The organism is Amycolatopsis sp. WGS_07 (assembly GCF_045278895.1).
Lineage (GTDB): Bacteria > Actinomycetota > Actinomycetes > Mycobacteriales > Pseudonocardiaceae > Amycolatopsis.
Map to the genome: position 1 here is coordinate 1,370,424 of NZ_CP136053.1, position 14,132 is coordinate 1,384,555.

10 protein-coding genes are annotated in these 14,132 nt (G+C 69.7%); 5 read left to right on the top strand and 5 right to left on the bottom strand.

Annotation, left to right across the window (positions count from 1 at the left end):
* Positions 1-1,437 precede the first annotated feature (1,437 nt).
* Both RPX00_RS06285 and RPX00_RS06290 read left to right on the top strand, forming a co-directional pair.
* A complete protein-coding gene (locus tag RPX00_RS06285) occupies positions 1,438-5,058 on the top strand; it encodes a BTAD domain-containing putative transcriptional regulator (RefSeq protein ID WP_406638328.1) in 3,621 nt (1,206 codons plus the stop codon).
* A 69-nt stretch (positions 5,059-5,127) separates the two neighbouring features.
* The gene (locus RPX00_RS06290) at positions 5,128-6,204 is read left to right on the top strand and encodes an alpha/beta hydrolase family protein (protein ID WP_406638330.1); all 1,077 of its coding nucleotides are present in this window, start codon (positions 5,128-5,130) and stop codon (positions 6,202-6,204) included.
* On the opposite strand, the gene RPX00_RS06295 is transcribed toward RPX00_RS06290, so the two are convergent.
* From RPX00_RS06295 to RPX00_RS06310, 4 genes are read right to left on the bottom strand one after another with little or no spacing between them, the layout of a single operon-like run.
* Positions 6,159-7,025 (bottom strand): carbohydrate ABC transporter permease, encoded by an 867-nt coding sequence (locus RPX00_RS06295; RefSeq protein WP_406642798.1) that lies wholly within the window; start codon positions 7,023-7,025, stop codon positions 6,159-6,161. The genes RPX00_RS06290 and RPX00_RS06295 overlap by 46 nt on opposite strands.
* A complete protein-coding gene (locus RPX00_RS06300; protein WP_406638332.1) occupies positions 7,025-7,909 on the bottom strand; it encodes a carbohydrate ABC transporter permease in 885 nt (294 codons plus the stop codon). Before RPX00_RS06300 ends, RPX00_RS06295 begins: the two co-directional genes overlap by 1 nt.
* A gap of 5 nt (positions 7,910-7,914) precedes the next feature.
* Positions 7,915-9,180 carry an ABC transporter substrate-binding protein gene (locus RPX00_RS06305; RefSeq protein ID WP_406638334.1) on the bottom strand — a complete coding sequence of 422 codons (1,266 nt, stop codon included), beginning with the start codon at positions 9,178-9,180 and terminating at the stop codon, positions 7,915-7,917.
* 14 nt (positions 9,181-9,194) lie between these two features.
* Complete coding sequence (locus RPX00_RS06310; protein WP_378299450.1) at positions 9,195-9,788, bottom strand: response regulator transcription factor; 594 nt, start codon at positions 9,786-9,788, stop codon at positions 9,195-9,197.
* 403 nt (positions 9,789-10,191) lie between these two features.
* Between RPX00_RS06310 and RPX00_RS06315 the strand changes: the two genes are divergently transcribed.
* Positions 10,192-11,163, top strand: coding sequence for a glycoside hydrolase family 3 N-terminal domain-containing protein (locus tag RPX00_RS06315; RefSeq protein WP_406638336.1), 972 nt, complete (start codon positions 10,192-10,194; stop codon positions 11,161-11,163).
* 295 nt (positions 11,164-11,458) lie between these two features.
* Complete coding sequence (locus tag RPX00_RS06320) at positions 11,459-11,752, top strand: hypothetical protein (RefSeq protein ID WP_406638338.1); 294 nt, start codon at positions 11,459-11,461, stop codon at positions 11,750-11,752.
* On the opposite strand, the gene RPX00_RS06325 is transcribed toward RPX00_RS06320, so the two are convergent.
* Positions 11,706-13,127, bottom strand: coding sequence for a tetratricopeptide repeat protein (locus tag RPX00_RS06325; protein WP_406638340.1), 1,422 nt, complete (start codon positions 13,125-13,127; stop codon positions 11,706-11,708). The two genes, RPX00_RS06320 and RPX00_RS06325, sit on opposite strands and share 47 nt — an antisense overlap.
* Positions 13,128-13,226: 99 nt before the next feature.
* Between RPX00_RS06325 and RPX00_RS06330 the strand changes: the two genes are divergently transcribed.
* Positions 13,227-14,132, top strand: coding sequence for an alpha/beta hydrolase family esterase (locus RPX00_RS06330; protein WP_406638342.1), 906 nt, complete (start codon positions 13,227-13,229; stop codon positions 14,130-14,132).

Genomic DNA, 14,132 nt, shown 5'->3' on the forward strand with positions numbered 1-14,132 from the left:
CTGCACCGGCAGCTCGCCGAAGCGCTCGATGGAGCGGGCGCGGGTGCGGAACGCGTCGCCGAGCAGCTGGCCGCCGCGCCCGCCCAGGTGGACCCGTGGGTCGCCAACTGGCTGGTCGAGCACATCGGCACGGTCGCCGCACAGTCGCCGCGGATCGCCGTTGACCTGCTCAAACAGGTGGTCAAGCAGGCCGTGCTGCCCGCCGAGGCCCGCGAACCGCTCACCGCCACGCTCGCCCGGCTGCTGTTCTGGCTCGGCCGGGAGCCGGAGGCGGAGGCGCGGTCGGTGGTCGCGCGCACCAAAGACAGCAGGCAGGCCGCGGAAATGCGCTGGATCCTCGCCTATATCTACTACCGCCGCGGCGAATTCGCCGAAGCCTCGTCGGAAGTCCGCCGCACACTGGCCGATCCGAAAGTGCCGGAGATGTGGCGCGGACGGCATGAAACGCTGCGCGCGACGATCGAACGGTTCGCCGTCGACCATCAAGCGGCGGAACCGGATCTGTCCGAACTGGGCGTGCTCGACGGGCTCGATAACGAAGCCGATCTGAGCACCGCGCGCCGGCTGGCCGCGACCCGGGCGGTGCCCGGGGAGATGCACCTGGCCGGCGCGGTTCATTACTACTGGCGCGGCCGCTGGGGCGAGGCGCTGGCCGAACTCGACACGGTGATCCGGGGCGGCGCGGAAACCGCGTCGTATGTGTTGCGCAGCCCGGGATCGGCGTTGCTGGTGCACGGGGTCGGCGCGTTGATCGCGAGCCACCGGGACGAGCCGGAGGAGGCTCGCGCGCATCTCGACGCGGCGGCCCGGCACCAGTTCCCGCACGGCCTCGAACCGAACGGCGGCGACTACCTGCTCGCCGCGCGCGCCCAGCTCGCCGAGCTGGAAGGCGATCCGGACGCCGCCCTCTCCGCATTGCTGCCGCTGCTGGAACAGAGCTATCCGCCTGCGGCGCGTCAGCAGTGGCTGCCGGACCTCGCGCGGCTCGCGATGCAGCTCGGCGACCAGCCACACGCCTTCCGCGCGCTTCGGCTGATGGGCGACACCAGCGGATACGACACTCCGCCGTCGCACACCGCGGCGACAGCGCACTGCCGGGGCCTGGTCACGGCCGATCCGGACGCGATCCTCGGCGCCGCCACGCACTACGAGTCCGCCGGCCGGATGCTCAAGCACGCCCGCGCGAGCGAGGACGCCGCGATCCTGCTCGCCGAGTACCGCCGTCTCGACGAGGCGCGGACCGCCTTCCTCGCGGCGCTCACCAGTTACACCTCGGTCGGCGCCGCTTGGGACGTGCGGCGGGCCGAGACGCGGATGAAGCCGTACGGCATCCGGCGGGCCAGTCCGGTCCGCGCGCGTGCGGCAGGAGAGTGAACCGGGCTGGACTCACGTCCATGATCGACCGGTAAACTCGGTTAACACGGCGAATGGAACGGCATGCCAGGGGACTTGCGGGTGACGGTGCTCGGGCCGTTGCGCGCCTGGCGCGGGACAACCGAGATCTCGCTCGGGCCCGCACGGCAGCGGGCGGTCTTCGCCATGCTCGCGGTCGCCGCCGGGCGACCGGTGCCGCGCGCCGAGCTGATCGCGGGCGTGTGGGGCGATTCGCCGCCGGCCAGTGTCGAAGGCAGCGTGCACACCTACATCTCCGGGCTGCGCCGGGCGCTGGAGCCCGAACGCACCCGCTGGGCCGCGTCGACCGTGCTCGGGTCCGGCCCGGCGGGCTACACGCTCGACCTCGCGCCGGAAGCGCTGGACTCGGCGAAGTTCGAACAGCACCGGGAAGCGGGCAAACGCGAGGCCGAGGCCGGGGCGCACCCCCGCGCGATGGCCGAGTTCAGCGCCGCGCTCAAGCTGTGGCACGGCGAAGCGCTGTCCGGGGTGCCGGGCAATTTCGCCGAGCGGTACCGGGCGTATCTGGCCGAACTGCGGCTGGACACGCTTGACCGCGGTGCCCGCAGCAGGCTGGAAATGGGCGGGCACCAGGAGATCATCGCCGAGCTGACCGCGCTCACCGCCGAACATCCGCTGCGCGAATCGTTGCGGGCCTCGCTGATGCTCGCGCTTTACCGCAGCGGACGGCATTCCGACGCGCTCGACGTGTTCCGCGACGCGCGCCGCACGATCCGCGCCGAGCTGGGCGTGGAGCCTGGGCCGCAGCTGCGTGAGCTGCACCAGCGCGTGCTCGCCGAGGATCCAGCGCTGGAGCTGGCGCGGCCAGCGGTGCCGGAGCCGGTCGTGCGTGCGCCGCAGGAGCCGTTGCTCGGCCGGGAAGCCGAGGTCGGCAAGCTGCATCGGCTGCTCGACGACGTCCGCGCGGGCCGGGGCCGGGCGGTGTGGATCGAGGGCGAGGCCGGGATCGGGAAGTCGGAGCTGCTCGCGCACGTCTTCGGCGACGTCCGCGGCGTGCAGGTCGCCTGGGTCACCGCGGACGAACTGAGCATGCGGTTCCCGTTGCAGGTCATGCACGAATGCCTGGCGATCGACCCGCATTCGCCCGATCCGCGCCGGGCGCGCGTGGCGCTGAGCAGCGAGGAGCCGGTGCGGCGCGTCGGCGATCCGGTGCTGGATTCGGTCGACCGGCTGCTGGCGCTCGTCGACGAACTGTGCGCGGAATCGCCGCTGTTGCTCGTGGTCGACGACCTGCAGTGGGCGGACGAGTCGAGCGTTCTCGTGTGGCATCGGCTGTCCGCTGCGGCTCGGCAGCTGCCGTTGCTGCTGGTCGCCGCGACCCGGCCAGCCCCGGAGCGCACGGAGATGACCCAGCTGCGCCGTGGTGTCGAGACGCGCGACGGGGTTGTGCTCGACCTTGGCCCGCTCAGTGAGGACGACGTCCTGCGGCTGCTGCGGCGGAAGATCGGCGCGGATCCCGGGCCGCGGCTGCGGGACCTGACCGCGCGGGCCGGCGGTAATCCGTTGTATCTGAAGGAAATGCTGGACGCGCTGGTGCATTCGGGCGCGGTCGAGCATTCCGACGGGCTCGCCGACGTCCCGGATCCGCTGCGGTTCGAACCGCCGGAGTCGATCGTCGCGGCGGTCAACCGGCGGCTGGAGCTGCTGCCCGCGCAGACCCGGCACGTGCTGGGCTGGGGCGCGATCCTCGGCATGGAATTCGCGGTCGGCGACATCGCGGCGGTGCTCGGGCAGCGTCCGTCCGACCTGCTCGGCCCGCTCGAAGCGGCGGTGGCGGACAACATCCTGCTCGACACCGGCACCCAGCTCGCGTTCCGGCTTCCGTTGCTGCGCCAGACGTTGTACCACCATCTGCCGCCGGAAACGCGGGCGACGCAGCATCGGCAGGCGGCCGAAGCGCTGGCCAAGATCGGCGCGCCGGTGAAGCGGGTGGCCGAGCAGCTGGTCGCCGTTCCGTCCACTGTGGACCCTTGGGTGCTGGACTGGCTGGTGGAGCACCAAAGCGCGGTGTCGAACCGGGCACCGCTGATCGCGGTCGAGCTGCTGGAGCGTGCGCTCGCCGTGATCGAGGACGACGATCCGCGGCGCGAGCCATTGCTGGTCGCGCTGGTGCGGGTGTTGTTCCGGCTCGAACGGAGCCCGGAAGACCTTGCGCTGCAAGCACTCGAGGTCTCCCGCGATCCGGCCAACGCCGCCGAGATGCGGCACGTCGTGTCCGCGATGCGGTTCCGGCGCGGCGATGTGCAGCTCGCGGTGGAAACGCTCGGGAATCCGGCCGATGACCCCGACATGCCGGAGCTGTGGCGGGTCAAGGGACGGCATTTGCTCGCGAACTTCCGGCGCGGTGGGCTCGACGACCTTGATGTCGCGGAGGAAAACGCACATCGCGCGCGGGCCGAAGCCAACGGCGACGGCTACCTCACCGCGCATGCGCTGCAGACGCTGTGGCTGGTCGATTCCGTGCGGCGGCATCACGCCAGCGCGCTGAAGCACGTGGACGAGGCAATCGCGGCCGTCGGCGACGAGCACGAACTGGCCGACCTGCACGTGGACCTGCTGGACAACCGCGTCTTCACCCTGCAGAACCTCGACCGGCTGGACGACGCGAACCGGACGCTGCAGGAGGCCGCCGACGTGACGCGGCGGCACAGTATGCCGAGCGGGCTGCAGGTTTCGGTCGCGGTGCACCGGTATTGGGAAGGCCGGTGGGACGAAGCGCTGGTGGAGCTGGACACGGTGACCGAGGACGGTCCGGCGATCACCTTCTTCGGCCTGCGCGAACCGGGCGCGGCGGCGTTGCTGCTGCACGGGGTCGCGGCGCTCATCGCGGCGCGGCGGGGCGAGCACGCGCAGGCGGCCGCGCTGCTGGACGCGGCGGAGGAACACGCGCCCGCGACCAGCGCCGAGCGCGAGAGCTTCGACTTTTTGCTCGCCGCACACGCGTTGGTCGCCTATCAGCAGGGTGATCTGCGGAAGGCGATCACGGTGTTCGAGCCGATCTTGAACCCGACTTACGCGCAGATGATGTTGCGGCATCAGTGGTTGCCGCAGTTCGCGCAGATCGCGCTCGCCGCGGGCGATCGAGCAGCGGCGGAGCGGGCGCTGGCGGTCTGCGTCGAAGAGGCGGAGAAGGAACTCGAACCGGCGCGGGCGTTCGCCGCCGCGGAATGGTGCCGGGGGCTGTTGGAGGAGGATCCGGAGCCGGTGCTGCGGACGGTGGCGCATTTCCGCGCGGTGGGGCGGAAACCGGAGCTGGCCAGCGCGCTGGAGGACGCGGCGGTGCTGCTGGCGCACGCGGGCCGGCTGGACGCCGCGCAGACCGCGTTCGACGAGGCGGCTTCGTTGTACACGGATCTCTCGGCAGATTGGGATCTGGAGCGCGCGGAGACGCGCTTGCAGGCGGTCGGGGTGCAGCGCGGGGCTTCGCTGGCGTCGGCGCGGCCCGAGCGTGGGTGGGAATCGCTGTCGACGCTGGAAGTTCGGATCGCCCGGCTGGTCGCGGCTGGGCGGTCCAATCCGGAGATCGCGACGGAACTGCGTCTGCCGCGACGGACGGTGCAGGCTCATGTGGTGCGGTTGCTCGGGAAGCTGGATGCACCGTCGCGTAGTGAGCTGGCGACCACCGTCGCGCGACGGACGGGTTGACGAAAGTCGGGGGTCGCCGGAGACGGTCGGCAGGCGCGGGCATCCCGGGCAAACCGGCAGAGTTCTGGCATGCGCTTCCGAACTGTCATCGCCGCCGCCCTCCTGGTCACCGCGCTGGGTGCCGCGCCAGCTTCGGCGGACACGGCGGTCACCTTCGACCTGCCGACGCCGTCTGGGCCGCACGCGATCGGCGAACGCGACGTCCATCTTGTTGACCAGGCACGGAACCGGGAGCTGATGATCAGCGTCTGGTATCCGGCCAGACCCGGCTCCGGTCCGAAGGCGCGGTATCTGCCTGCCGCTGCCGCGCCGTACTTCGACCAGGGCGCGGCGCCTGCGCTGGGGCTGCCGACTGGCAAGGTCGACTGGGCCGCCGTCGAGACGCACGCCCGTGCGAACGCGCCGGTGCGGGGACGGTGGCCGGTGGTCGTGTACTCGCCGGGCTGGGGTTCGCTGCGGGCGCTGGGCAGCGCGACGGCTGAGGATCTCGCCAGCCGCGGGTACATCGTGGTGACCATCGACCACACCGGCGAGGCGCCGTTCGTCGTGTTCCCGGACGGGCGGGTGGTGTTCTCCCAGCAGAGCAAGGATCTGGTCGCGGGGATGCGCACGCGGGTCGCGGACGTCCGGTTCACCCTGGACCAGCTGCCCGGCATTCCCGGGCTCGGCCAGTCGATGGACCTGAGCCGGGTCGCGGCGGTCGGGCATTCGTTCGGCGGGGATACCGCGGCCGAAGTGTCCACGGTGGACTCACGGGTCGACGCCGTGGCTGACTTGGACGGCTGGCTCGCCTACGACGTCGACGGCAAGCAGCCCACTCGTGCCGGTTCGGCGGGGGTGCCGCGGCCGGTGCTGCTGATGGGTTCGTCCGGTAGTACGAGCGACGGTCAGCCGCGCAGCCATCGGACGTCGCCGTCGTGGAAGTCGTTGTGGGACCACACGTCAGCGCCGAAGCAGGACATCACGCTGGCCACGGCGATGCACTACAGCTACACCGATGTCCAGTGGTTCCTGCCGAAGCTGGCACAGCGGGTGCAGGTCGATCCGCAGGTGCAGCGGACGCGGATCGGGACGATCGACCCGTGGGCGAGCATCGCTGTTCAGCGGTCCGCCCTGGCTGGGTTCTTCGGGCGATACGTTTCGTGAGTGCCGGTAAGCCCGCTTGAGATGCTGCGCACCAGGTTTCGGCCGAGCAGCAGGAAGAGGATGATCACCGGCAGCACGCCGAGGGTCGCGCCGGTCAGCATCAGGGCGTAGTCGGTGAAGTAGCCGCTCGCCAGCTGGGACAGCACCACTTGCACGGTCGGCGTTTGCGCCGGGTCGAGGATTACCAGCGGCCAGAAGTAGTCGTTCCACGCGCCGAGGAAGGTCACCATCGCCAGGACAGTCGCTTGTGGACGGATCGCCGGAACTGCCACGTGCCAGAACGTGCGCAGCACCGACGCTCCGTCCACAGTGGCCGCGTCCACCAGGTCCTGGTCGATCGCGCCCTCGCACGCCTGGCGCATCCAGAACACGCCGAACGCGCTCACCAGCGCGGGCACGATCACCGCCTCGAGCCGGCCGTACCAGCCGAAATCGCTCACCACCAGGTAAAGCGGGATCACGCCTAGCTGGGCGGGCACCATCGCCGAGCCGACGACGAGGAGGAACAGCGTGTTGCGGCCGCGGAACCGGAGCCGGGCGAAGGAATACCCGGCGAAGCTGGAAAGGACCACATTGGACACCATCACCGTCGTCGCGACGATCAGCGAATTGCCGATCGCCAGCCAGAAATCGACGGTGGTGAACACGCGCTGGACGTTCTCGAAAAGGTGGCCTCCGGGGACCAGCAGGGGTGAGGTCTCGCCGATCGCCGCGTTGTCCCGAGTGGACACCACGAACGACCAGTACAGCGGGAACAGCGACGCGGCGACCAATCCCACCAGCACCGCGTATACCCAGGCTCCGGCCCGGCCCCGGCGGATCACGGCGCGCCCACGAACCGGCGCACCAGCCGGTAGTTGAAGATCGCGAACACCAGGCAGATCAGGAACATCACCCAGGACAGGGCCGCCGCGTATCCGGCGTCGAATTTGCCGAAGCCCTTTTCGTACAGGTACATCGTGAGCGTCTGGAACTGCCGGTCGTTGCCGCCTGCTCCGCCGTTTCCGGTGGCGTCGAACAACTGCGGTTCGGCGAACAGCTGGAGCCCGTTTACCGTGCCAGCAACGGCGGTGAACGCGATCGTCGGGCGGATGCCGGGCACGGTGATCGACCAGAACGTTCGCCATCGGGACGCGCCGTCGAGCGCGGCGGCCTCGTACAAATCCTGCGGCACGGCTTGCATCGCTGCCAGGTAGATCAGCGCGTTGTAGCCGGTCCAGCGCCACATCACCATGCTCGCCACCGCGAGATGCGACGACCATTGGTGCGACTGCCAGGAAATCGGCGGCACCCCGAACCAGCCGAGCACCTCGTTGACCACGCCGTAACCCGAGCTGTACAGCTGCGCGAAGACCAGCCCGACGGCGACCACGGACACCAGGTTCGGCAGCAACAGCCCGGCCCGCCACCAGGTCGCCGCTCGCAGCGACCGGTTCAGCAGGGCCGCGATGCCCAGTGCCAGGAAGAACTGCGGGATCGCGGCGAGCAGGAAAATGCTGACGGTGTTGAAAAGCGCGTTGTAGAACCGCGGATCACCGAACAGTTCGACGTAATTCGCGAAGCCGGGCCCGCCTTCCGGGCCGGACAGCAAATCCCACCGGTGCAGCGAAACCCACGACGTGTACAGCAGCGGGAACGCGCCGAACAGTCCGAAAAGGACAAAGAACGGCAGAATGAAGACGTAGGGGGTGAGCTTCCGGTCCACGACAGCTACTTGATCGCGTCGCGGCCCATCCGGACCGCGTCGGCCCACGCCTGATCGACGTTTTCGGAACCGTCCTCGATCCGGCCGAGCGCGCGGCCGAATTCGGGACGCACGTCAGCGTCGTGCAATCCGCGGTAATTCGGCCGCAGCCGGTCCGCCGAAGCCGCGTAGATCTCGCCGACCGGCGCGTTCGAGAAATAGGGATCGGTGTGGGCCACGACCTGCGGGTCCTGGTACACGCTCGGCTCGCTCGGCAGGATGCCGTCGGAAAGGAAAAGCCGCTTCTGCTGCTCGGGCGCGGTGAGCCACTGCGCGAGATCGTAGGCTTCCTTCGGGTGCGCGCTTTGCTTCGGCACCGCGAGGAAGGACCCGCCCTGGTTGCCGCTGTTGCCCGGCACCGTGGTGACGTCCCATTTTCCGCTGCCCGATTCGCCGCCGGCTTCCTTGATCTGCGTGAGCATCCAGGCCGGACATGCGATAGTCGCAAAAGTGCCCTGTTTGATCGCAACGTTCCAGGCCTGCGTGTACGTGGTCGCGCCCGCGGTTTGGCGGGCTTGTGCAAGGCCGCCGGACAGCTGGAAAGCGTTGTGCACACTGGGGTTGCGATCGGCGATGTAGGAATCGTCCTTGGCGGAGAAGTAGTTCTCCGGCGACTGGTTGAGCATCGCGGTGTAGACGGTGCCCGCCGAATCGGCGAACTTCACGTTCGGCAGCTTTTCGGAGAACCGGGCGGCGAGATTCGCGTAACTCGGCCAATCCGGCATCAGCTCCGCGACGGACTTGCGCTCGGTGGGCAATCCGGCTTGCTGGAACAGATCTCGGCGGTAGCACATCGCGAGGCTGCCCATGTCCGTGCCGAGCCCGAACACGTAGTCGCCCGAGGTGCCCTGCGCCCACTTCCACGGAGCCCACTGCTGCTTCAGCTTGTCCGCGCCGTATTCGGCGAGGTTGACGAACTTGTCCTTGGCCCGGATGTACTTCGGGATGTACTGCTCCTCGACCGCGACGACGTCGGCCGCACCGCGTCCGGCCGCCAGCTGCGTGGCGAGGCTCTTGAAATGCGTGTCGAAATCGGTGACCCGGCTGCGGATCTCGATGTTCGGATGGTCCTTCTGGTACTGCTCGAACAGCGGTGCGTAGCCGAACTCGCCGAACGTGGCGACGCTCAGCGTGATCTTCCCCGAGGACGCGGCGGTACCGCACGCGGCCGCCAGTGACAGGAATGCGGCGGCGAGCGCGGCAACGGCCGGGCGCCGGGTCAGCTTTCGCACGTGGTGAGCATCCTTTAAATCACTCCGGCGCGCAGCGCGTAGGCGACGGCGTGCGGCCGGTTCCGCAGCTTGAGCCGGTTCGTCATACCGTAGATCACGTTCTTCACGGTCCGCTCCGAGTAGCAGAGCTTGTTCGCGATTTCCGCGGTGTCCCAGCCCTCGGCCATCAGCCGCAGCACGTCGACCTCGCGCGGCGACAGGTTGGTGCGGTCCCCGTTGCGCCGCAGCGTCTCCGCCTGGTGCAGCAGATCCCGCATCGAGGTCTCGCGCCCGGAGGCGGCGGCCACGATGCTGCGCACCAGCTGATCGCCGCCGATCGCGTCGCGCGGCAGTACCGCCGCGACGTGCCAGGCGGCCAGCTCGGCGAGGTCGTCAGCGTCCACGTACCCGGCGACGAACACGATGGCCGCGGGCGTCTCCGAGGCCGCGGCCCGCAGCGCCGCCTTCACCTCGCGGGTGACCCGGTTCGCGGCGAACACGAGCACGGCCGCCTCGCCGCGCTGCTGTCCCGGCATCACCCGCACCTCGCGGCGCGTGCGCAAATGGTCGATGAGGCCCGCGAGGGTGATCGGGTCCGAAGCCCATGCCGCAACCTTGACCTGATTCATCGCTGCCTCCCCGGTGCAGAGCACTCGCCTGTCGTGTGCCAGCCAGTGTGCCCACCGCGGCTTCACGAAATCTCTAGTCGGGACGCGCTCATTCTTCACAGCGTGAAGTTGGGCCCGCCGGTGGGGTTCGGTTACCGTCACGGAGACCTGTCCGGACTCCGCAGAGGAAATGATGAAGGCGCACGCCCGACCCCGCTGGTGCACCGCAGGCGCAGCCAGCGCGTTAACGCTCATATGTGCGCTTTCCGCGTGTTCCGGGGATCGTTCCGTTTCTGGAACAGCGACGCCGACCCCGCTCACAGCGCCCCGTGCGGGAAGCTCGCCGCAAGCCGCTCCACCTGCGTCAACCTCGCCCGCGCAGACTGCGCCAGGACAGTCGGCGTGCACCTCGGCGGTGGCCGCGATGGATCCGCGGGCGCGCGTGGCGCAGCTGGTGGTGCCCGGCGTCGACCCGGGCGATCCGGCGGGCGTCGCGAACCTCGTGCGCACGCAGCAGGTCGGCGGGATCTTCGTGGGCGACAAAAAGACCACGCTGTTGCAAAATGACGCCCTCGCCGGCGTCCAGAAGGCCGCGAAGATCCCGGTTTCGGTCGCCGTCGACGAGGAGGGCGGCCGCGTACAGCGCGTCGACGACCTCGACGGCTCGCTCCCGAGCGCACGGCAGCTGGCGGCCTCGAAGACGCCCGACGAGGTGCGCGCGGTCGGCGAGCTGAGGGGCAAGCAACTGCGGGCACGCGGGGTGACGGTCGACTACGCACCGGACGCGGACGTGAGCGACGAGCCCGACGACGCGGTGATCGGCGACCGTTCCTACAGCCCGGATCCGGAAAAGGTGCGCCAGTACGCGATGGCCTTCGCCGAGGGCCTGCGCGCGGCCGGGGTGCAGCCGGTGCTGAAGCATTTCCCGGGCCACGGCCACGGATCCGGCGATTCGCACCGGGGAACGGTGGTCACGCCGCCGCTCGACCAGCTGCGCCGGGTCGACCTGGTGCCTTACCGCGACGTCTCGGAGTACGGGCAGATCGGGGTGATGGTCGGACACCTGGAGGTCCCCGGCCTCACCGGCGACGAACCGGCCTCGCTCGCGCCGGAGGCGTATCGGTTGCTGCGCAACGAGTTCCACTTCACCGGACCGGTGATCACCGACGATCTAGGCGGGATGAAGGCGATCACGGACCGGTTCGCACTGCCGGACGCGGTGCTGAAGGCGCTGCAGGCTGGGGCGGATCAGGCGTTGTTCTCTTCTGGGCACAACGACGTGGGGGCTGTGGTGGATCGGCTGCAGCGGGCGCTGGAGAGCGGGGAGCTGTCGGCGGCGCAGGTGACGGCTTCGGTGGAGCGGGTGTTGGCGGCTAAGGGGTATTGCCGCCCTTGACCTGGGTCGGGCGCTGGGTAGCGTCGGAGCGTGACGCCAGTACTGCTGCTCGACGTGGACGGGCCGCTGAACCCTTTCGCGGCTGACCTCGCCGCCGCCTGGCTACCTCGAGTATCAGTGGCGCGCCTCGCGATGGCGGAAGAAGGCCGGAAGACGAGCCTGGCTCAATCCGACGCACGGGGCCGCACTGCTCGCTCTCGCCGAGCGGGCTGGCGCGGACCTGGCGTGGGCGACCTCGTGGGAAGACGAGGCCAACGCCACCGTCGGCCCGGCGCTCGGGCTGCCGGTACTGCCCGTGGTCGGGGTGCGCGCCTACGACCGCCATCCGGACTGGAAGTTCGGCGCGGTCGGCCGTTTCGCGACCGGGCGGCCCCTGGCGTGGCTGGACGACGACTTCGATCTGTTCCCCAGCGCTCTCCAGCGCTTCCTCGACCGCCGAGGCGGCACCGCTACCGCACTGATCCCAGTCGACCCCGCCGCTGGCATAGGTCCGGACCACCTCGCGCTGGCGGAGAACGCGCTCCGGCAAGGCAAACCCGCGGTCAGCCCTCCTCCGCCAGCACCTCCGCAAGAGCAGCCGCCGCACTAACTGTCTGCGGATGCTCCTCCCCCAACACCCGCCGACACCTCGGCACCAGATCCTCCAGCACCGCAAGAGCCGCAGCGCGGTCGCCGAGTCGGCGGTGGATCTTGACCAGGTTACCTGTCGTCCGCAGGGTGCCCAACGCATCAGGGCCCAGCGCGCGGCGGCTTCGGACCAGGACGTCCTCCGTCTGGTCGCGGGCGCGTTCGTATTCGTTCAGCCCCATGTACACCACGCAGAGGTTGCTCGCGACGGTCAGCGTCAGCGGATCGTCCTCGCCCAGGACGCGGCCGACGCGAGGCAGCAGGTCGGCCATCAGGTCGCGGGCGGCCGGGTAGTCGGTGGTGCCGATGAGGCAGCCGGCCAGGCGGTTGGCGCAGGCGAGGGTGTCGGGGTGGTCTTCGCCTAGTGCGGAGGCCCATTCCGCATGGATGAGCTGGCCGAGGGCCGCACCGGGGCGGGCTTGGCCGGAGACGAAGAGGTAGCGCAGTACTCGGATGAGCAGTCCGCGGAACTCTGGCGACTCGTGGCTGCGGAATCCCGGTTGGGCGGCCGACGTCCGGATGGCTGTCGCGATGCGGCGGTAGGCGGGCCAGGATTCCTTCGACTCGGGGTCCAGGTCCAGGTCGAACGAGACCTCGCCGTCCGCATGGAGCACGGGATAAGGCGCGGGTTGTGCGCGATCCCAGAGTGAGGCGGGCACGCCTGAAGCGGTGAGCAGTCCTGCGGGACAACCCCGTTCATGGAAGAGGTCGCAGCCGGAGCTGAGCACTGAATGGTCGCGGCCGGAGAAGAGAGCGGGCACGGGATACGCGTGGAACGGCTCGCCCTGGTTGTCGATGATCGTGGTGCCGTGGCGGCCCGCGCAGGTCCAGTCCACTTCTAGGCGCCACGCGACCTCGTGGGTGGTGGTGATCGGTTCGATCTCGAACTGCTCGATGTCGGTCGCGCTGACGGTGAACGGGAAATCCGGGCCCTGCGCGACGAGCTGCGGCGACGGGGCGTCGAAATCGGTCGTGAACGGGCGGGGTTCGAGGAGCCCGCCGATCCGGACTTGCAGGCAGGCGGGGCGCGGGGGTGTCCGCGAGACGACCACAGCCCGCGCGGACTGCAGGACGACGGCGCGGTTCGTCCTGGCCTCCACGGTAATGATGTGGACGGTCCCGCCGGGGACGGCGACCTGCGGCGGATCGGTGTCGAGCACCAGGTCGGCCAGGGTGCCGCCGGGTTTCAGCCGGACCGAGGCGATGAGCGGGTCGGCCAGATCGGCCGGGCTGTCGCCGGAGTGGCCGATGGTGATGTCGCCGTGCACCGCCCCGGCCATCACGACCTTGTCGAACTGACCGCCGGTGATGCGGTTGCCCGAGGACTCGTCCGTCATCCCGGCGAGCCTAGTCGTTTACTCAATGAACGAAAGGTTCGTTCGGGGGCGGTACGGGGTGAGGATGGTCGCGCTCGCCCGTCGATCGAGGAGGATCGGATGTCCGGACGTTTCCGTGCAGGCGTTGCCCTACTAGCGGCCGCACTCGGGCTCGGGGTGCTCGCCGCACCGGCTTCGGCGGCTGAGCAGGCACCGGCGACGGGATGCGGGCAGGCGGTGTCGAACACCGGCACCACGACCGTCGAGCATCTGACCTCCGGCGGGGTCGAGCGCGAGTACCGGATCTACGTGCCCGCGCGGTACAACCCGCACCGTCAGTACCCGGTCGTCCTCTCCTTCCACGGGCACGGCCGCACCGCGGAGTACCAGGAGGAGCTGTCCGGGTTCTCCGGGTCGGACGTGATCGCGGTGTACCCGCAGGGCGTCACCGGCACCGACGGCAAATCCGCCTGGACCGGCGCGCCCTACTCGGCCCCGGTCGACGACGTCCGGTTCACCGGCGACCTGCTCACCTCGCTGCAGCACCGGATGTGTGTCGACCCGGCGCGGATCTACGCGGCGGGCAAATCGAACGGCGGCGGGTTCGTCGGCGTGCTGGCGTGCCGGATGGCCGACCGGATCGCCGCGTTCGCCCCGGTTTCCGGCGCGTTCTACCCCCAGGGCGGCGCCTGCCAGCCGAGCCGGAAGGTCGCGCTGCTCGACTTCCACGGCACGGCCGACACCACCATTCCCTACACCGGCAATCCGGCGAAGGGACTGCCGTCCATTCCGGACTGGATGGACGGCTGGGCCAAGCGGGACCGGTGTTTCCCTTACCCTGTCTCGATTTCCCCGGTACCCGACGTGGTGACGCAGTGGTGGCCCGGCTGTTCGCTGGTGCATTACCGGGTCGAAGGGGCCGGACACGTCTGGCCGAGCACCCGCCCGAACAACGACTCCGACACCCCCACCGCCATCGACGCCACCCCGGTGATCCTTCAGTTCTTCAAAGCGCACCGACTCTGA

Coding starts and splice junctions, on each gene's coding strand:
- RPX00_RS06285 (WP_406638328.1), top strand. CDS start 1,438: ATGCCAGGGGACTTGCGGGTGACGGTGCTCGGGCCGTTGCGCGCCTGG.
- RPX00_RS06290 (WP_406638330.1), top strand. CDS start 5,128: ATGCGCTTCCGAACTGTCATCGCCGCCGCCCTCCTGGTCACCGCGCTG.
- RPX00_RS06310 (WP_378299450.1), bottom strand. CDS start 9,788: ATGAATCAGGTCAAGGTTGCGGCATGGGCTTCGGACCCGATCACCCTC.
- RPX00_RS06315 (WP_406638336.1), top strand. CDS start 10,192: ATGGATCCGCGGGCGCGCGTGGCGCAGCTGGTGGTGCCCGGCGTCGAC.
- RPX00_RS06325 (WP_406638340.1), bottom strand. CDS start 13,127: ATGACGGACGAGTCCTCGGGCAACCGCATCACCGGCGGTCAGTTCGAC.
- RPX00_RS06330 (WP_406638342.1), top strand. CDS start 13,227: ATGTCCGGACGTTTCCGTGCAGGCGTTGCCCTACTAGCGGCCGCACTC.